15 protein-coding genes and 3 tRNA genes are annotated in these 18,472 nt (G+C 44.9%); 9 read left to right on the top strand and 9 right to left on the bottom strand.

Going from position 1 to position 18,472, the window contains the following annotated elements; all coding sequences use genetic code 11:
• Nucleotides 1-21 precede the first annotated feature (21 nt).
• Complete coding sequence (gene rlmN, locus ACQZ43_RS05760; protein WP_430615004.1) at nucleotides 22-1,062, bottom strand: 23S rRNA (adenine(2503)-C(2))-methyltransferase RlmN; 1,041 nt, start codon at nucleotides 1,060-1,062, stop codon at nucleotides 22-24.
• Nucleotides 1,063-1,297: 235 nt separating this feature from the next.
• Between rlmN and ACQZ43_RS05755 the strand changes: the two genes are divergently transcribed.
• A complete protein-coding gene (locus ACQZ43_RS05755) occupies nucleotides 1,298-1,939 on the top strand; it encodes an O-methyltransferase (protein ID WP_430615003.1) in 642 nt (213 codons plus the stop codon).
• A gap of 62 nt (nucleotides 1,940-2,001) precedes the next feature.
• On the opposite strand, the gene ACQZ43_RS05750 is transcribed toward ACQZ43_RS05755, so the two are convergent.
• From ACQZ43_RS05750 to ACQZ43_RS05740, 3 genes are all read right to left on the bottom strand, one after another.
• Nucleotides 2,002-2,559, bottom strand: coding sequence for a phosphatase PAP2 family protein (locus ACQZ43_RS05750; RefSeq protein ID WP_430615002.1), 558 nt, complete (start codon nucleotides 2,557-2,559; stop codon nucleotides 2,002-2,004).
• 1 nt (nucleotide 2,560) lies between these two features.
• Nucleotides 2,561-2,860 (bottom strand): Sec-independent protein translocase subunit TatA/TatB, encoded by a 300-nt coding sequence (locus tag ACQZ43_RS05745; protein WP_430615001.1) that lies wholly within the window; start codon nucleotides 2,858-2,860, stop codon nucleotides 2,561-2,563.
• A gap of 106 nt (nucleotides 2,861-2,966) precedes the next feature.
• The gene (locus ACQZ43_RS05740) at nucleotides 2,967-3,701 is read right to left on the bottom strand and encodes a hypothetical protein (protein ID WP_430615000.1); all 735 of its coding nucleotides are present in this window, start codon (nucleotides 3,699-3,701) and stop codon (nucleotides 2,967-2,969) included.
• A gap of 268 nt (nucleotides 3,702-3,969) precedes the next feature.
• Here ACQZ43_RS05740 and pepE point away from each other — a divergent pair, with 268 nt between their 5' ends.
• Nucleotides 3,970-4,677: a dipeptidase PepE gene (pepE, locus tag ACQZ43_RS05735; protein ID WP_430614999.1), complete on the top strand. Its 708-nt coding sequence runs from the start codon at nucleotides 3,970-3,972 to the stop codon at nucleotides 4,675-4,677.
• 159 nt (nucleotides 4,678-4,836) lie between these two features.
• Nucleotides 4,837-6,186: an acyl-CoA dehydrogenase family protein gene (locus ACQZ43_RS05730; protein ID WP_430614998.1), complete on the top strand. Its 1,350-nt coding sequence runs from the start codon at nucleotides 4,837-4,839 to the stop codon at nucleotides 6,184-6,186.
• A gap of 86 nt (nucleotides 6,187-6,272) precedes the next feature.
• On the opposite strand, the gene ACQZ43_RS05725 is transcribed toward ACQZ43_RS05730, so the two are convergent.
• From ACQZ43_RS05725 to ACQZ43_RS05715, 3 genes are all read right to left on the bottom strand, one after another.
• A tRNA-Gly gene (locus tag ACQZ43_RS05725) sits at nucleotides 6,273-6,345 on the bottom strand.
• Between the two features lie 34 nt (nucleotides 6,346-6,379).
• A tRNA-Gly gene (locus tag ACQZ43_RS05720) sits at nucleotides 6,380-6,455 on the bottom strand.
• Between the two features lie 34 nt (nucleotides 6,456-6,489).
• A tRNA-Gly gene (locus tag ACQZ43_RS05715) sits at nucleotides 6,490-6,565 on the bottom strand.
• Between the two features lie 244 nt (nucleotides 6,566-6,809).
• On the opposite strand from ACQZ43_RS05715, the gene ACQZ43_RS05710 reads away from it, so the two are divergent.
• From ACQZ43_RS05710 to ACQZ43_RS05690, 5 genes are all read left to right on the top strand, one after another.
• Nucleotides 6,810-7,283 (top strand): GbsR/MarR family transcriptional regulator, encoded by a 474-nt coding sequence (locus ACQZ43_RS05710; RefSeq protein WP_430614997.1) that lies wholly within the window; start codon nucleotides 6,810-6,812, stop codon nucleotides 7,281-7,283.
• Between the two features lie 16 nt (nucleotides 7,284-7,299).
• The gene (locus ACQZ43_RS05705; protein ID WP_430614996.1) at nucleotides 7,300-8,451 is read left to right on the top strand and encodes an efflux RND transporter periplasmic adaptor subunit; all 1,152 of its coding nucleotides are present in this window, start codon (nucleotides 7,300-7,302) and stop codon (nucleotides 8,449-8,451) included.
• Between the two features lie 3 nt (nucleotides 8,452-8,454).
• Nucleotides 8,455-11,592, top strand: coding sequence for an efflux RND transporter permease subunit (locus tag ACQZ43_RS05700; RefSeq protein WP_430614995.1), 3,138 nt, complete (start codon nucleotides 8,455-8,457; stop codon nucleotides 11,590-11,592).
• Nucleotides 11,593-11,602: 10 nt separating this feature from the next.
• Complete coding sequence (locus ACQZ43_RS05695) at nucleotides 11,603-13,015, top strand: efflux transporter outer membrane subunit (protein WP_430615609.1); 1,413 nt, start codon at nucleotides 11,603-11,605, stop codon at nucleotides 13,013-13,015.
• 72 nt (nucleotides 13,016-13,087) lie between these two features.
• The gene (locus ACQZ43_RS05690; RefSeq protein ID WP_430614994.1) at nucleotides 13,088-13,711 is read left to right on the top strand and encodes a polysaccharide deacetylase family protein; all 624 of its coding nucleotides are present in this window, start codon (nucleotides 13,088-13,090) and stop codon (nucleotides 13,709-13,711) included.
• Here the strand turns inward: ACQZ43_RS05690 and ACQZ43_RS05685 are convergent.
• Together ACQZ43_RS05685 and ACQZ43_RS05680 are read right to left on the bottom strand one after the other, a co-directional pair.
• Entirely contained in the window at nucleotides 13,706-13,999 is a 294-nt protein-coding gene (locus ACQZ43_RS05685) for a thioredoxin family protein (RefSeq protein ID WP_430614993.1), read from the bottom strand. The two genes, ACQZ43_RS05690 and ACQZ43_RS05685, sit on opposite strands and share 6 nt — an antisense overlap.
• Nucleotides 14,000-14,079: 80 nt before the next feature.
• Nucleotides 14,080-15,306 carry a metallophosphoesterase gene (locus tag ACQZ43_RS05680; protein WP_430614992.1) on the bottom strand — a complete coding sequence of 409 codons (1,227 nt, stop codon included), beginning with the start codon at nucleotides 15,304-15,306 and terminating at the stop codon, nucleotides 14,080-14,082.
• Between the two features lie 311 nt (nucleotides 15,307-15,617).
• On the opposite strand from ACQZ43_RS05680, the gene polA reads away from it, so the two are divergent.
• The gene (gene polA, locus ACQZ43_RS05675) at nucleotides 15,618-18,434 is read left to right on the top strand and encodes a DNA polymerase I (protein ID WP_430614991.1); all 2,817 of its coding nucleotides are present in this window, start codon (nucleotides 15,618-15,620) and stop codon (nucleotides 18,432-18,434) included.
• Nucleotides 18,435-18,472 lie beyond the last annotated feature (38 nt).

The raw sequence follows: 18,472 nt of genomic DNA, 5'->3' as shown, positions 1-18,472 counted from the left end.
AGGTGCTCAATTGCTGTGGCGTTAGGATTTATTGGCCAATTGTCCGCAGGCGGCATCGATATCCTTACCGCGGCTGCGACGCACCTTGGCTACTATATCATTTCGCTCCAAGCATTTGATATAATTGTTGATCGCTTCGGAATCTGCCTGTTGGAACTTTCCGTCGTCTATGGGGTTGTACTCGATGAGATTCACCTTGCAAGGTACGTATTTACAGAATTTCACCAAGGCATCGATCGATTTTTGGTCGTCGTTTATCCCCTTCCAAACCACGTATTCGTAAGTGATGCGGCTGCGGGTTTTGGCATACCAATACTCTAGGCTTTCGCGCAACTCGCGCAGCGGAAAGTTGGCGGAAAACGGCATGATTTCTGCACGTATTTCATCGATAGCGGAATGCAGGGACACGGCGAGTTTGAATTTGACTTCATCGTCGGCGAGTTTGCGGATCATTTTAGGAATGCCCGAAGTGGAAACGGTAATGCGTTTAGGCGACATTCCCATACCCTCCGGTGAGGTGATTTTATCGATGGCTTTTTGCACGTTGTTGTAATTCATCAACGGCTCGCCCATTCCCATAAAAACGATGTTGGAAAGCGGTCGGCCAAAGAGCTGACGGCTCTCTTGGTCGATGGCGATAACCTGATCGTAAATTTCGTCGGGATTTAGATTGCGCATGCGCTTTAGCTGAGCCGTGGCGCAGAACGTACAATCCAAACTACAGCCCACCTGACTCGACACACAGGCCGTGGTGCGCGTATTGGTCGGAATCAGTACCGACTCCACGATTAATCCATCGTGTAAGCGAACGGCATTTTTTACCGTTCCATCAGCGCTTTGTTGCTTTTGATCCACGTTGATGTGGTTGATGACAAAATGCGCTTCCAACATTTGACGACTCTCCTTGGACAGGTTACTCATGTCTTCGAAACCGTGAGCGCCTTTGCTCCACAACCATTCGTATACTTGATTCCCTCGAAAGGACTTATCGCCCTGAGCTACAAAGAATTCGCGAAGTTGCTCCTTCGTCAGGGATCGGATGTCTTTTTTTTCCATTTGCATGGCGCAAAGGTAAAGATTTTTAATTTTAAATTCTTTAATTTATTGAAGCTTCCCAAAAAAGAAGGTTTTGGGTGCTCCTCGACAACAAAGGCCTACAAAATACCCGGAAAAAAGAATTTATAGGCGAAATCCTTACTCAAACCGCAAGCCCGTCGACTTCTTAAGCAGCGATAGCGCATACCGCTCAAAACTTTAATTATCTTTGTGCGATATAGTAAATCTAAATTTTGTTACGATGCATTTTATATCTCCACAATTAGAGCAATATGTTTTACAACATTCGGAGGACGAACCGGAACTCTTAGCGCAACTCAACAGAGAAACCCATCAAAAGGTATTGCGTCCTCGTATGTTGAGCGGGCATTTTCAAGGCCGTGTACTCAGTGTTTTATCCAAAATAATTGCGCCGAAACACATTTTGGAAATCGGAACCTATACGGGCTATGCCACCCTTTGCTTGGCCGAAGGGCTGCGAAAAGACGGCACTATTGACACTATTGACATCAATGAGGAGTTGATGGACTTACAGCGAAAGTACTTCGATTTATCTGCTCATGCACATCAAATCACGCAACATTTGGGCAGTGCCTTAGACATCATACCGACTTTGGACAAAAAATTTGACTTGGTCTTTATCGATGCAGACAAGCCCAATTACTGCAATTACTTTGAGCAGATCATTGGCAAGATGAATCCCGGAGGCATTATTTTATCCGACAACGTCTTGTGGTCTGGAAAGGTTTTGGAAAAAATTGAAGCCAACGACAAAAGCACGATAATCATCGATCACTACAACAAAATGTTGAAAAACGATGCGCGCATAGAAACGGTTTTGCTGCCGATACGCGACGGAATAACCGTGAGTCGGGTGCTGTAATCAGCAAAAAAAGGGCTAGTATCACGAATGACACTAGCCCTTTTTTACAGGTTTTAAAAGCGTTAAAACCCGTATTTTTTTTCGGCGTATTGAAACAATTTATAGCAAAGGCTTCCCATAACTATCCCCGCCATATAACCGACTAAGATGTCTCCAGGGAAATGCAACGACAGGTAAATTCTGCTGTAGGCAAATACCAACGGAAAGATAAATACCAAAAAGGCATATTTGTAAAAGCGCCTTAAGATCAAAAACAAAAACAACATGGTCGCGGTAGAATTCGAGGCGTGTCCCGAAAAGAAACTGTAGGTACCGCTGCATTTAACCACGCGGATGATGCCGTTGATGTCCAAGTCGTTACACGGTCTTAGACGCTGCACGCTGTATTTGACCAAATTGGTCAATTGATCGGTACACAGGATGAGGAAAGCCAAAAACAAGATGGTGATTCCCAGTTTTTTCAACCCCAGTCGCTGGTACAGAAAATACATCACCACCAAGAAAAAGGGAATCCAATTGAGCTGTTTGGTGATAAACAACCAAAACGGGTCAAACCCTTCCGAACCAAAACTATTTAAAAAGACAAGCAACTGCTTGTCTAACTGAATTAATGTATCCAAACTACAACTGTCTTTTTACAGGCCCTGTGATGTTTTCAATATCCTCTTTCGCCTTGTTAATTTCATTCTTGATATCTGCCGCTGGATCGATATCTATGTTTAACGTTTCTCTTAAATCATCTGCAATACCCGATTCTTCTGCGCTTTTTTTAATTTCGCTTTTGATTTCATTCGTCGCGTTTTTTAGCTGAGACATGGCCTTTCCAAAAGTACGGGCCATTTCCGGAACCTTATCCGAACCAAACAACATCAGAATCACCAATATAATAAAGAATATTTCTCCTCCTCCGATTCCAAACATAATTGAACATTTTATTTTTTCGTAGAATGCAAAGCTACAAAGATTTATAAATCTATGTCTTACATATAGACGAAAACCTTTGGTAAAATTTTAATATCCGACAAATTTACTTCTTTTTATCCTTCTCCTTAATCATTTCCAAAAAATTCAAAGCCAACTCGCCCAGGCGCATTTGCAGCGGCTCTTTGTGACTGCCCTTGTCGTTTAAAAGCGATACGATTTCGGGATCGGATACGGCATTGTAAACAAAGCCCAATACGTATGCCTTGGGTATGCTGAAATTTTCGTGTATATAGGTCTCGTCAAAGATACGCAACAATTTGTCTTTGCGCATTTCGCCCTTCTCGTACTCCAAGGCTTTTTTCAACATCTTGGTTCTACCGGATATCGCATTGACGATCATGTCGATCGGAATTAAGCCCCCACCGGAGTTTGCCGTATACAGGCGACGTTCTGCCGGCGTGAGTATCTTGCGCCCTTTGGGTACCAGACCCAGGGATTCTGACGATACCTTATATATCATGATCTCGCTCAATTGGTAGGAGAGGTCGTTTTCTTCCAAGGGTATAAAAATGATTTCCTTTTTTAAATCCAATTCGTCCAAGGTTCTGCGGTAACCCACAAAGAGCGAGCCCGAGAACATCAGCGTATCGTTGATCTTGCCTTCGAGTTCAAAATAGCCCCCCTTCCGACTCAGTACCGCTTCGCCCGTATTAACGTTGGCAACATAGATTCCGCTCAACGCCTTCGAGCGAGAGACAATCTTACCTTGCAACAATTCTCTATCCTGGCTAAAAGCAGCTACCGAAAAAAATAAAAACAGAAAAAGGATACCTCTCATTTAAATAATCACTTATAATTGGATGGTAAAATTATCCGAATATTCCACATCTTGAGACTTTATATGGGTAAACTTATGTTAAATGTGAAATTTATCAGTAATATGGCAAAAGCAGTAGCTATTGTATAAACAATCCTTTAATTGTATTTTTGAGCCAAGGTGCGACGCGATCTGCAATCGCGATCGAGCAAATCGCCCAAACGCCACAGCAGCCTAGGACGAGCAGCCTAGGCACGGCCTTAAACCCCAACTAAACAAACGACTTAGCATGAAAAAAATAATCATTGCCAGCACCTCTACCCTGCACAATGGCGGGTACTTAGCGTATCTCTTACCGGAGTTAAAGACCTTTTTTAAAGGCGTGAGCACCTTGTTGTTTATCCCCTTTGCCCGTCCGGGAGGAATTTCTCACGACGACTACACCCAGCAGGTTCGGCACGCCTTTGCCGCCATCGACATCGAGGTTCAGGGGCTGCACGAATTTGAAAATCAGCCGCAAGCCATCGAACAAGCACAGGCGGTATTTACCGGAGGTGGCAACACCTTTCTCTTGGTTAAACAACTCTACGACCACGGAATTATACAACCCTTGATTCAAGCGGTTAAAAACGGCACCCCCTATTTGGGAACCAGTGCCGGAAGCAATATCTGCGGACTCACTATGGAAACGACCAACGACATGCCGATTATTTATCCCCCCTCTTTTCAAACTCTGGGCTTGGTACCGTTTAACATCAATCCGCACTACTTAGACCCCGACCCCAACTCCAAGCACATGGGAGAAACCCGGGAGACCCGCATACGAGAATTTCATCAATTCAACACCCAACCCGTAATCGGCCTGCGCGAGGGAAGCTGGCTCGAGGTACTGGGACAACAAATCACCCTAAGGGGAACCCTCCACGCCCGTTTGTTTAAGCAAGGCCAAACGCCACAGGAGCTCGCCCCCGAAACCGCGCTGTCAAACCTGAACTAATTCAGTCCCAGCAGCGGCCAACAGCTTTCATTTAAAGCTAAATTTTATCGTAAAATCAACGTAAATTACAAAAAAAACTGTTAAATATATCTTATTTTAAAAAACTAGCCCGTAAAATATTCGTATCTTAAACAACTATTTCTAACCAAAAAATTTGCGATGTTTAAGAAAATTCGAAATGCGTTTAAACTGCTCCATGCGATAGACCTGGAAAAACTGGCATCCCTTTCGGAAAAAGTAGACCTGGCAGCAGTGATGGATACGGTATCCGATATGGATGAAACCCAAATCCAAGGTTTGATGAAAATGCTTAAATCCGGACAGCGCAAACGAGAATTGCCCCCGATCGATGGCGATTTTTACAAAATGGACGAAAAGCTCAGTGCAGCAGACCGAAAACTTCAATTGGAGGTCCGGGCTTTTATGGAACGGGAAATTCAACCGCTGGTCAACGAATACTGGTTGCACGACGCGTTTCCGATGGAAATCATCCCCAAGTTAGCCCAGCTCAACATCTGCGGACTCACTTTCGAGGGCTATGGTTGCGCCGGTCGCTCCTCGTTGATGGAGGGCATAGTAGCCAGCGAGATGGCGCGGGTTGACACGTCTATCGCCACTTTTTTTGGCGTTCAAAGCGGCTTGGCCATGGGGTCGATTTACCACTGTGGTTCCGATGCGCAAAAACTCGAATGGCTACCCAAAATGCAGCAACTCCAAACGATTGGAGCCTTTGGGCTTACCGAGCCCGAAGTGGGCTCCGGAGCGGCAGGCGGACTGACGACTACGGCCCAAAAGACCGAAAAGGGCTGGCTGCTAAACGGTCAAAAGAAATGGATTGGCAACGCCACTTTTGCCGACGTGATCATAATTTGGGCTCGCGATATAGCCGACAATCAAGTCAAGGGATTCTTGGTAAAAAAAGGCAATCCGGGCTTCCAAGTCGAAAAGATCAAGGGCAAAATGGCTTTGAGAATCGTTCAAAACGGATTGATTACACTGACGGATTGTTTGGTAGAAGAAAAGGATCGACTTCAAAATGCCCACTCGTTTAAAGACACGGCAAAAGTATTGCAAAAAACCCGTGCCGGCGTGGCTTGGATGGCCGTAGGCTGCGCGCGCGGAGCCTATGAAAATGCCTTGGACTACACCCTTAAGAGAGAGCAGTTCGGAAAGCCGATTGCCTCTTTTCAGTTGATTCAAAACCACCTGGTCGAGATGCTCTCCAACCTCACCGCTATGCAAACACTGGTATTTCGCCTATCTCAATTACAAGACCAAGACCTGTTAAAAGACGAACACGCCTCTTTGGCCAAGGTTTTTTGCAGTTTGAGAACGCGTGATATCGTTTCAAAAGCCCGTGAAGTCATGGGAGGTAACGGCATATTACTCGAACACAACGTAGCGCGTTTTCTGGCCGATGCCGAGGCGATTTATTCGTATGAAGGTACCAAGGAAATCAATTCGCTCATCGTCGGAAGGAGTATCACCGGTTTTTCGGCCTTTGTATAGTTTAACGCGGCGCCAGCTTTTCATAAGGCAGCTTGAAAACGCGGCAAAAAAAAAGCCCTATCGCAGAGATAAGGCTTTTGATGCAGAGCGGAAGACGAGGCTCGAACTCGCGACAACCAGCTTGGAAGGCTGGAGCTCTACCAACTGAGCTACTTCCGCGGTTGATGATGTTTGAAAACGTTCATCGCGTTTTTGGAGCGGAAGACGAGGCTCGAACTCGCGACAACCAGCTTGGAAGGCTGGAGCTCTACCAACTGAGCTACTTCCGCAGATGATGATATTTGAAAACGTTCATCGCGTTTTTGGAGCGGAAGACGAGGCTCGAACTCGCGACAACCAGCTTGGAAGGCTGGAGCTCTACCAACTGAGCTACTTCCGCATTAATGTGGGTGCAAATATAAGGCTATTTTTGAATTTCACACAAGCCTTTTAAAAGATTTTTTTGATTTCAAAGTACAAATGCAAAGAACCCCTAAAAATCAAAGCCTTAAAAATGGAAAAAAAAGCGATCACGCCTTTTTGCCGCTAATTCCTTAACGAATTTCGCATAAATTAAGAAAACTTTAAGTTCGCTTAGTTTTGTTATTACCGAACTAACTGTACTTTTGTACAAAATTTACAAGATGAAATATGAAAAGGACATAGTAGAATTCTTTCAAGACTACTGCGCTCATCATGAAACCATGTATAATTATTCGCCCTTGACGGCCAAGATTTACACCTTTCTGATGTTGAGCGAAAGTCGTGAAGGCGTCACTTTTGATGAAATCGTCGAAAAACTAAACGCCAGTAAGAGTTCGGTTTCGAGCAGCTTAAATCTTTTGGTGAACAATACCCACATCGAGCACTTCAATAAAATTGACGAACGAAAGCGATACTTCCGTATCAATCCCGAGTATTTGACCATCCGTTTAAACACCATCAAGGAAATCCTCGACAAGGAGAAGAGTCTCACCTATCGATTAAAGGATTACAAGGCTCACAAAGAAGCGCCTTCCCAGGATTGTCAAAAGCGAATGGGTATTTACCTCGAACACTTAGAGCAAGCTACCCGTGGACTTACTCATACCATAGATAAATTAAAAACTTCAAATTAACAATCATTATAAAATTATGAAACATTTGATCAACACGTTCCTAGTAACTGCCATCGCCCTTAGCGTTGTCTCATGTAGTCAAAAGCAAGCGCAGCAGGGTCCTCCTACCATGCCTTATGGAGTTGTTGACGTTCCCAGCAGAACCGTCGTAGGATACCAATCTTTCCCCGCAAATATCCAAGGAAAGATCAACAATCAAGTCCGTGCCAAAATTTCGGGTTATATTCAAGAGCTCTACGTAGATGAGGGGCAAGTCGTTACTAAAGGTCAACCCTTATTCCGCTTGGAGACCAATACGCTTAACCAATCTGCCAATGCCGCCAAATCCGGAATACTATCCGCAGAGGCTTCTGTCAATGTTGCTCAAGTAGAAGTGAATAAATTAGTTCCCTTAGTATCCAAAAAAATCATTAGCGAGGTGCAATTAGAAACTGCCAAAGCCAACTTAGCCCGTGCAAAAAGTCAATTGGCACAAGCCAAAGCGGACTACGGTGGTGTTGCTGCAAACATTGATTACTCGATTATAAAAAGCCCGGTGTCGGGAGTTGTGGGAAGTCTACCGTTCCGTTTGGGAAGTTTGGTAGGTCCGAGCGACCCTACACCCTTGACTACCGTTTCTGACATTAGCGAAGTTTACGCTTATTTTTCGATGAACGAAAAGGAGTATTTCAACTTTTTAAATACGACGGAAGGAAAAACGGTAAAAGAAAAATTAAAAAACCTACCCGAAGTTGATTTGGTTTTGGCCAATGACGAGCTGTACAGCGAAAAGGGAAGAATTGAAGCGGTCACCGGTCAGATCGACGCCACTACGGGAACCATTCAATTCCGAGCGGTTTTCAACAATAAAGCAGGCTTGTTAAACAACGGTAACAGCGGCTTTATCCGCATTCCAAAAACCTATACCGACGTATTGGTGGTACCGGAATCGGCTACCTTCGAGCAACAGGGATTGGTTTATGTATACAAGGTTCAGAATGACACGGCCTATTCTACCAAGATTACAGTACACAATCGCGTAGACCGTATGGCTATCGTCGAGGATGGATTGGAAAAAGGCGACAAAATCGTCGTTTCTGGAATCGGTTCTCTAAGAACGGGAACGGCAATTGCTCCGCAACCTACAAGTTTTGACAGTATCATTAACTCTATTAAAACTAAATTTTAAACAATGCTTAAAACCTTTATAGAAAGACCTGTACTGTCTACAGTAATTTCAGTCATCATCGTAATACTGGGGATACTGGGAGTGACTATACTTCCGGTAACACAATACCCAGACATCGCTCCACCTACTGTGCAAATCAACGCCAGTTATCCTGGAGCCAATGCCGAAACGGTCATGCAGAGTGTGATCATTCCGATCGAGGAACAAGTAAACGGTGTTGAGGGAATGGACTACATTACCTCAACGGCTAGTAACGACGGTAGTGCATCGATTCAAGTACTCTTTAAACAGGGTATTGATCCGGATATCGCTGCGGTAAACGTTCAAAACAGGGTTTCTAGAGCTACGCCATTGTTGCCTACCGAGGTAACTCGATCTGGGGTAACCACACAGAAGCAGCAAACCAGTGCCCTGATGTTCGTATCGTTCTACTCGACCGATCCTGCCTATGACGCTACCTATATTCAGAACTACATGAACATCAACGTAGTTCCCGAGTTAAAAAGGGTAAGTGGTGTTGGAGATGCTACCATTTTTGGCGCGAGAAACTATTCGATGCGCGTATGGTTAGATCCCACTAAAATGGCCAACTACGGTTTGGTTCCCGCAGACATCAACATAGCGCTAAACGAGCAAAGTTTGGAGGCAGCAGCAGGTCAATTGGGAGAAAACTCCGGTCAGGCCTTTCAATACGTCATCAAATACAGCGGTAAATACAAAACCGAAAGCCAGTACGAAGACATCGTTATCAAGTCTTTGGGCAACGGTCAGGTATTGCGTTTAAAAGATGTAGCCAAAATCGAATTAGGCGCACAATCTTACGGAGGAATTTCGGAATTGTCCGGTCAAGATGCCATTGCTATGGCTATTTTCCAGACACCGGGATCCAATGCACAAGAAATTAATAAGAACCTAAAAATCGAACTGGAAAAAATTGCTAAAACCATGCCTAAAGGGGTGGAATACAAAATCAATTTCGATACCAACGAGTTTTTAGATGCCTCGATCAGCAAGGTAATAACCACTTTAATCGAAGCCTTTATATTGGTATTTATTGTGGTATATATCTTCTTACAAGATTTTAGATCGACCTTAATTCCATTGATTGCCGTTCCGGTTTCTATCGTAGGTACGTTTTTCTTCTTGAACCTCTTCGGATTCTCGTTAAACTTACTTACGCTATTCGCTTTGGTACTGGCCATTGGTATTGTCGTCGATGATGCCATAGTCGTCGTCGAGGCCGTCCATGCCAAGATGGAAGAAACCAAAATGGATGCGCGTACCGCTACTCATGAAGCCATGGGTGAGATTTCAGGTGCGATTGTATCGATTACCTTAGTGATGGCCGCGGTGTTTATTCCCGTGACCTTTATTACCGGACCAACAGGGGTGTTTTACAAACAGTTTGGTATTACCTTAATTGTGTCTATTATCATTTCTGCTGTCAACGCCTTAACCTTGAGTCCGGCCTTATGTGCGATGTTCTTAAAACAAGGACATGCCAGCGACCATCAAAAGCGAAATTTCGTAAACCGATTCTTCTTTGCCTTTAATACGGCTTTTACGTCGTTGACCAACAAATACGGAAACGGCTTTAAATTTCTCTTTAAACACAAATGGGTAACCTTTGCGATTTTGCTGGCTTGTTTGGGGATTACGTTTTACGCCAACAAGACGATGCCTTCTGGATTTGTACCTAACGAAGACCGTGGATTTATCTTGGCCAACGTAGAATTACCTGCTGGTGCGTCGAGCGACCGTGTATACGAATTGCAAAAGAACTTTGAAAAAGTAGCCTCGCAAATACCAGGGGTTGAAACGGTAACGGTAATTACAGGACACAGTCTTATTTCCGGTGCGGGATCCAACTACGGTATGGGATTGATCAAGATGAAACCATTTGCAGAACGAAAAACCAAAGATCTGGATACCGATGTCGTTATTGGTAAGTTGTTTGGTATCGCTGCCATGCAGTTTCCCGATGCTAAAATGATTTTCTTCCAACCGCCGAGTATACCTGGTTTTGGTATGTCGTCTGGTTTTGAATTAAAATTATTGGATCGATCAGGAGGAAGTCTTACCGATTTCGACGAAATCACGAAGAACTACTTAGCCGAATTGATGAAGCGTCCAGAGATCATGTATGCTCAGACGTCTTTTAACACCAATTTCGCGCAATATGAAATTGACTTAAACATTCCGAGAGCTAAGGAATCGGGGGTATCGGTCAGCGATATTTTCTCGGCCTTACAAGGGTATATCGGAGGTATATACGCAGCGGATTTCACGCGTTTTGGTAAGCAATACCGCGTGATGATACAAGCATTACCCGAGAGCAGAACCGATGTAAACAGTCTAAACGAACTCTTTGTGCGTACCAACAAAGGTACCATGACACCGGTTACTCAGTTTGTCACGTTAAAACGCGTTTATGGACCACAGTCCGTTAACCGTTATAACTTGTTTACCGCAGCGAATATTTCGGGAGCGCCAAATCCGGGTTACAGTTCTGGAGATGCGATTCACGCGGTACAAGAAGTGTCTAAAAACACCTTGTCATCGAGTTATGGTATTGACTTTACCGGATTGTCGCGAGAAGAGATCAACGCCGGTTCACAAACCATGATGATTTTCATCTTGTGTATCGTGTTCGTGTATTTTATTCTATCGGCACAGTACGAGAGTTACCTATTGCCTTTTGCGATTATCTTTTCGTTGCCAACGGGAATCATGGGGGCATTTATCTCCCAAAAACTCGCGGGTCTAGAAAACAATATTTACTTTCAGATTGCCCTGATTATGCTGGTCGGACTCTTGGCCAAGAACGCGATTCTGATCGTGGAGTTCGCCGTACAAAGACGCCGTCATGGCGAGAGCATAACCGAATCGGCAATCAATGGAGCAAAAGCACGTTTACGTCCAATTTTGATGACTTCCTTTGCCTTTATCCTTGGTTTAACCCCCTTGGTAGTCGCTTCAGGAGTTGGAGCTAGTGGTAACCGTTCTATCGGAACTGGTGCTGTTTTTGGATTGTTAATCGGTACGATATTGGGAGTTTTTGTAATTCCGGTACTCTATGTGATATTCCAGTGGCTTCAAGAAAAAGTTAAACCTATAAAATTTGAAGAAAAACATAATTAGTGCATTTACCATGAGAAAAAACACTTTATATAGAATCATTCCGGTAGCTGTTGTAGCCCTTTCTCTACAATCGTGTTTTGTTGCCAAAACATACGAACGTCCAGAAGTCATCAACGAGCAGAACTACCGTTCCGATCAGCTCAATACAGACAGTCTATCCATGGCCAGCGTGCCGTGGAAAGAGTTGTTTAGCGATCCCCTTTTGATTCAATACATCGACAAGGGGCTAGAGACCAATCTAGACATTCGCATAGCCATGCAAAACATACAAGCGGCCAATGCGTATTTTAAACAGGGCAAAATGGGTTACCTACCCACTTTGAGCCTGGGGGCTAATTACACCCACAGCATTCCTTCGAAAAATTCGCAAATGGGAATGTTGTCCGGCGGTGGAGACCGCGTTAAGGTCGATCAATACGACATTACGGGCAACTTCTCTTGGGAAGCGGATATCTGGGGAAAAATACGAAGCAACAAAAGGGCGTTTGGCGCGAGCTACCTACAGACTGTAGCGGCACATCAGGCGGTAAAAACCCAATTGATTGCCACAATAGCCTCGACCTATTTCCAATTGTTGTCCTTAGATGAGCAAAAGCGCATCACCATGGAAACCATCGAGAATAGAGAACGCAGCCTGGAGACGATCATCGCCTTAAAAGATGCGGGTCAGGTAACCGAAGTAGCCGTAAAGCAAAACGAAGCTTTGTTGCTCAACACAAAATCTCAATTGTTGGATATCAACAACAACATCAAGTTGATGGAAAATACGTTTAGTATTTTATTGGCCGACAATCCGACCAGTATTCCGCGTTCGACTTTGGCCAGCCAAGAGATCAAAACCGATTTGACCATCGGGGTTCCTATGCAATTGCTCAGCAATCGTCCGGACGTACTCGCAGCGGAATACGGTGTAAAGAATGCCTTTGAGATGACCAACGTTGCTCGAAGCAATTTTTACCCCTCGTTTAAACTCACGGCCAATGGCGGTTTGCAAAGCATTCAATTCGACGAATTGTTCAATACCAACTCCTTGTTCGCCAACATCATCGGAGGTCTTACACAGCCTTTGATCAACGGCAGACAAATACGCACGCAGCACCAAGTGAGTCAGGCCAATCAAGAGATTGCCTTTTTAAACTATAAAAGAGCCGTGCTTGCAGCGAGTAAAGAGGTTTCAGATGCCCTTTACACCTACCAGGCCATGAGCGAGAAAATCGGTTTAAAAGAACAAGAGGTAACCGCTTATAGCTTGGCTGCAGAATATTCGGAAGAATTGCAGAACAACGGTATGGCCAATTACTTAGAGGTGTTAACCGCTAAAGAAAATACCTTGGCGGCACAGCTCAATTTGATCAATACACAATTCGGCAAACTCAATGCTGTTGTACAATTGTACAAGGCAGTAGGTGGCGGAGTAAAATAAACTTTTTTCCCTTAAATTTAAGAGCGGTATGATTCGAATCATACCGCTCTTTTTTTTTATCTTTATAAAAAAATGCCCGCTAAAATCCCCTTTGTCATTCCGCTGTTATTTTCCAAGCAATGCTGGAAAGTTCCCAACGGGGCGCGCAAAATTTACCTGACCTTCGACGACGGCCCCATTCCGGAAATCACCGAATGGGTATTGCAGGTTTTGGATTACTATCAAATCAAGGCGACCTTTTTCTGTATAGGCGATAACATCGATAAGCATCCCGATATCTTTAAAAAAATTGTTGCCGCCCAACACCGCATTGGCAACCACACCCAGCACCACGTGAACGGATGGAAAACCGACAACGCCACCTACTTGCGCGAAGTGGAAAGCTGTGCTGCAAAAATTCCGACAGTCCTCGGTGCGTCCATGCTGTTTCGGCCTCCTTATGGAAAGATTCGACCGAGTCAGGTGACCGCCTTGCTAGAAAAGAATTATAAGATTGTGATGTGGACGGTATTGAGTGGGGATTACGATTCCAAGATCACACCAGAGCGGTGTTTACAAAACGTGGTTAGACACAGCCGTTCCGGCAGTATAGTCGTGTTTCACGACAGCCTAAAAGCGTCGCAAAACCTCACCTATGCCCTGCCCAAAGCCATAGAACAGCTATTGAGTGAGGGTTATGTATTCGATGTATTATAGCGCTTTTGAAATGGCGATTAGCGCATTGGCTTCCAGGGTTCCGGTTTGTCTCCACACCATGGCACCGTTGCGGTAAATCATCATGGTGGGCACGTTTTTAATGCGCAAGGCATCGGACAAATCCTTGTTTTTCTCCACATCAATTTTAATGACGCGCAATTGATCGCCCATGGCCGCAGCTACATCGTGAATCACGGGTTGCATCGACTTGGAGCCCTCATTCCATTGGGCGTAAAAATAAATTAGAACGGGGACATCGGCACTAATCAATTCTCCAAATTTTGACATAAGCATTTATTTAAATTTATTAAACATATCCCAACTGTAGGCACGCTATACAACAAAAATACAATTTTTTGAGAATTGAACTATTTTTTTCTGCGTTTAAGTTCAAAAACCGTGATCTCCGGCCAAATTCCTACCCGTCCGGGATATGCGTGGTAACCAAAGCCGCGGTTGACGTATAAAAAACGCCCGGTTTTTTCGTACAATCCCGCCCATTGCTTATACACGTATTGAATGGGACTCCACTTAAAGAATCCGGGGATTTCGATGCCAAACTGCGCGCCGTGGGTATGTCCGGCCAACATCAATTGAAAGTTCTTCGGGTGATTGACCACTTCGGCATCCCAATGCGAGGGATCGTGAGACAATACTATTTTGAAATCTGTCGTGGTCAAATCTTTAGACGCCCGGTTGATATCGCCTACCCGCTTGAATTTCACACCCCAGTTTTCCACTCCGACTAAGGCGATACGCGCCCCGTCTTTCTCAATCCACACCTGCTCGTTGAGCAACAGCCTAAAATCCATCTTCGGATGCAGGTCTTTAATCGCTTGAAAATTCGCCTCCTTTTGAGCCGGGGTATCCCATTCGACGTACTCGCCATAATCGTGATTTCCCAACACGGAAAACTTGCCGTGGGCATGCTTGCGTATACCGTTAAAGGTTTCCAACCAAGGATCCATTTCCACGGCCAAACTATTGACCAAATCTCCGGTAAACAGCAACAAATCCGATTCCTGATCATTGATTACCGCTATGGCGTGGTCGATTTTTTCTTTGTCGTCAAAACTGCCGCAGTGAATATCGGATATATGGGTGAAGGTAAAACCGTCGAACGCCTCGGGTAAGTCGTCGAAGAAAACCGTTTGCTTGATCACTCGAAACTTATATCGCCCTACGGCGATGCCGTGAATGATCGATAAAAAGGGAATCGCTGCAACGCCCAAGGCGATTTGGGTGACAAACTTTCGGCGTTCGGGCAAAAAATCACCGGACAACTTCGTCGGCGACACAAAGTAATTGCTGATTCCCAACATCAATCGAGCGCTATCCTCGACCAATAGAAACAGGGTGACGATCAGTTTTGGCATATAGAGCAACAAGATCAAGGCTATGGCCATCATCAAGGTTTTATTCTGTCCGGTAGATCGGTCGTAATTTAAAAACCCATAGGCAATAGTCCCGATGGCTAGTAGGGTAAACAGCGCATAAGCGACGATTATCCATTTGTTTCTGGTCAAGTTGTTTAGGGCTTGATAAGAATAGAACTCCAATAAAACAAAAAACAGGATGAGGATAATCCACCGCATAAGAAATGTATAAAAATAAGCTTACAAAAATACTCGTTTATAAATACCACAAAGACTATTTAACATTAATTATCAATGTTTAACGCCTGTTTATCACAGCAACTACAGCACGGCTTTCCGCCTGATTCAGCGAGAACAGCAGTCGGCTTCTGCCCTGTTAAAAGCGGATTTCGAAGCGCTGCCGAACCGGTTTTAACCGATAGCGTTGTCCACGGCTTCACGCCCACTACAGAGGTTTCCCAAAAAGGCTGTCGCTTTTTGTTTTTTAGTTTGTATTTTTGACGTTTAATATAACAAAACCCATTTAGGTTATGGCTCCACAAAAACGTCTTTTTTTACTCGACGCCTACGCACTGATTTTTAGAGGATATTACGCTTTTATCAAAAACCCCCGAATCAATTCGAAAGGATTGGACACTTCGGCTGTTTTGGGTTTTATGAATTCCCTAATCGACGTGATTCGCCGAGAAAAACCCGATCACTTGGCCGTGGCCTTTGACCGAGGAGGAAGTACGGTGCGCACCGAAATGTTTCCCGAATACAAAGCCAATCGCCAAGCCACACCCGAGGCTATAAAAATTGCCGTTCCGTATATCAAGGAACTCTTAGAGGCCATGCATATTCCGATTATGGAAGTCGAAGGCTATGAAGCCGACGATTTGATCGGGACCCTGTCCAAACAAGCCGAAAAAGAGGGCTTTCAGGTTTTTATGGTCACGCCGGATAAGGATTTTGCCCAATTGGTTTCCGAAAACATCTTTATGTACAAGCCCGCCAGAATGGGCAACGGCATCGAAATATGGGGTGTCCCAGAAGTTCAAGCCAAATTTGAAGTAACGCATCCACTACAGGTTATCGATTACCTCGGTATGATGGGCGATGCCGTAGACAACATACCGGGATTGCCCGGAGTAGGAGAAAAAACAGCCAAGAAATTCTTACAGCAATACGGCAGTATGGAAAATCTGTTGGCGCATACACACGAGCTCAAAGGCAAGATGAAAGAAAACATCGAAGCCAACAAAGACAAGGGAATCCTTTCCAAAACTTTGGCTACCATTCTATTGGACTGTCCGGTAACCTTTAACGAAAAGGATTTTGAATTGGAAAAACCCGACGTCGAAAAAACCGACGCCCTATTTATCGATTTGGAGTTTCGCCGGATGAAAGAGCAATTCGACAAATTGTTTAATGCCGAGGCAGCTGCTCCGAGCACTCCGACAAAGGAAGCATCGAATTCCGGTGGCGACGATCAGTTTGACCTGTTTGGCAGCGGCGATACCGCCACCTCGACTAGCGCTTCCAATGCGTACCAAAGCCTTAGCGACACCAATCACTTCTACCAGATTGTTCAAGGGAATCTCGCCCTGAAAATGTTTATAGAAACCCTGTTGGCACAGCCCAAGGTTTGCTTCGACACGGAAACGACGGGACTTGATGCCTTACACGCCGAATTGGTGGGCATCGCCTTCTCCTACGAGAAAGGCAAGGCCTTTTACGTGCCTTTTCCCGAAGATCAAGAGGCGGCGCGTGCATTGGCTGCGCAATTCAAACCCTTTTTTGAATCGGACAAAATCACCAAAATCGGACAAAATTTAAAATACGACATCAAAATACTCGCGCGATACGACCTCGCGGTTCGCGGACCGATTTTCGACACCATGATTGCGCACTACCTCATCAATCCGGATATGCGTCATAATATGGACATCTTATCCGAGACTTATCTGAATTATACGCCTCAATCCATCGAAGAATTGATTGGAAAAAAGGGAAAAAACCAAAAGACCATGCGCGAGATCGACCTGCAATTGGTCAAGGAATACGCCGGTGAAGATGCCGATATCACCTTTCAACTCGAAGGGATTTTTGATCAAAAGCTGGTGGAAACCCATACCAAAGAACTCTTTGACACCATCGAAGTACCCCTGGTACCGGTATTGGCTGCGATGGAGCAGGAAGGCATCCGACTGGATGTGGCTTTTTTGCAATCGCTGTCCAAGAAGTTGGACAACGACATCAAGGATTTGGAGCGCGGTATCTACGAGCAAGCCGGCGAGCAATTCAACCTGGCATCGCCCAAACAATTGGGAGAGGTCTTGTTTGACCGCCTAAAAATCGGAGGCGCCAAACCCAAAAAGACCAAAACCGGGCAATACGCCACTGGAGAAGAGGTTTTGAGTTATTTGGCCGAAGACAACCAGATCGTCAAAGACATCTTGGAATGGCGTCAGCTGATCAAGTTGCAAAACACTTATGTCGATGCCCTGCCTCAACAGGTCGATCCGACTACCTTGCGCATCCATACGGATTATATGCAAACCGTGGCAGCAACGGGTCGCTTGAGTTCAAACAACCCCAATTTACAAAACATTCCCATCCGCACCGAACGCGGCCGTCAAATCCGAAAGGCCTTTGTGGCCCGAGATGAAAACCACGTGTTACTCGCGGCGGATTACTCACAAATAGAATTGCGCATCATCGCGGCCTTGAGCAAAGAGCCCAATATGATGGAGTCCTTTAAAAAGGGAGAAGACATTCACCGCTCTACGGCGGCCAAGGTCTTTAACGTGCCCCTGGAAGCGGTAACCAAGGAGCAGCGTAGTCATGCCAAAACGGTCAACTTCGGAATTATCTATGGGGTATCGGCCTTTGGTTTAAGCAATCAGACTTCGCTATCCAGAGCCGAAAGCAAGGAATTGATAGACACCTATTACGCCACTTATCCCGAATTGAAAAAATACATACAAACGCAAATCGACTTTGCGCGAGACCACGGTTATGTACAAACCATATCGGGGCGCAGACGCTATTTAAAAGACATCAATTCACAAAACGCCATAGTGCGTGGTGCAGCAGAGCGAAATGCCGTCAATGCCCCTATACAAGGAAGTGCAGCCGACATCATCAAAATTGCAATGATCGCCATCCACCACAGACTGATTTCGGAAAACTGGAAATCCAAGATGCTGTTGCAGGTACACGATGAGCTTGTTTTTGATGCCCATAAAGACGAACTCGAAGACTTAAAGGTGTTGATCAAAACCGAAATGGAAAACGCCTTTGTACTCGAAGTGCCCTTGGTCGTAGACCTGGGAACCGGCGACAACTGGCTCGAAGCCCATTGATTTTAAATAAAAAAGTGCCTTTTCTTAAAAGGCACTTT

This window comes from Flavobacterium sp. JP2137, assembly GCF_050562195.1.
Taxonomy (GTDB): Bacteria; Bacteroidota; Bacteroidia; order Flavobacteriales; family Flavobacteriaceae; genus Flavobacterium.
The sequence above is the reverse complement of the archived record's forward strand: the minus strand, read 5'-3'. Positions and strand labels throughout refer to the sequence as shown.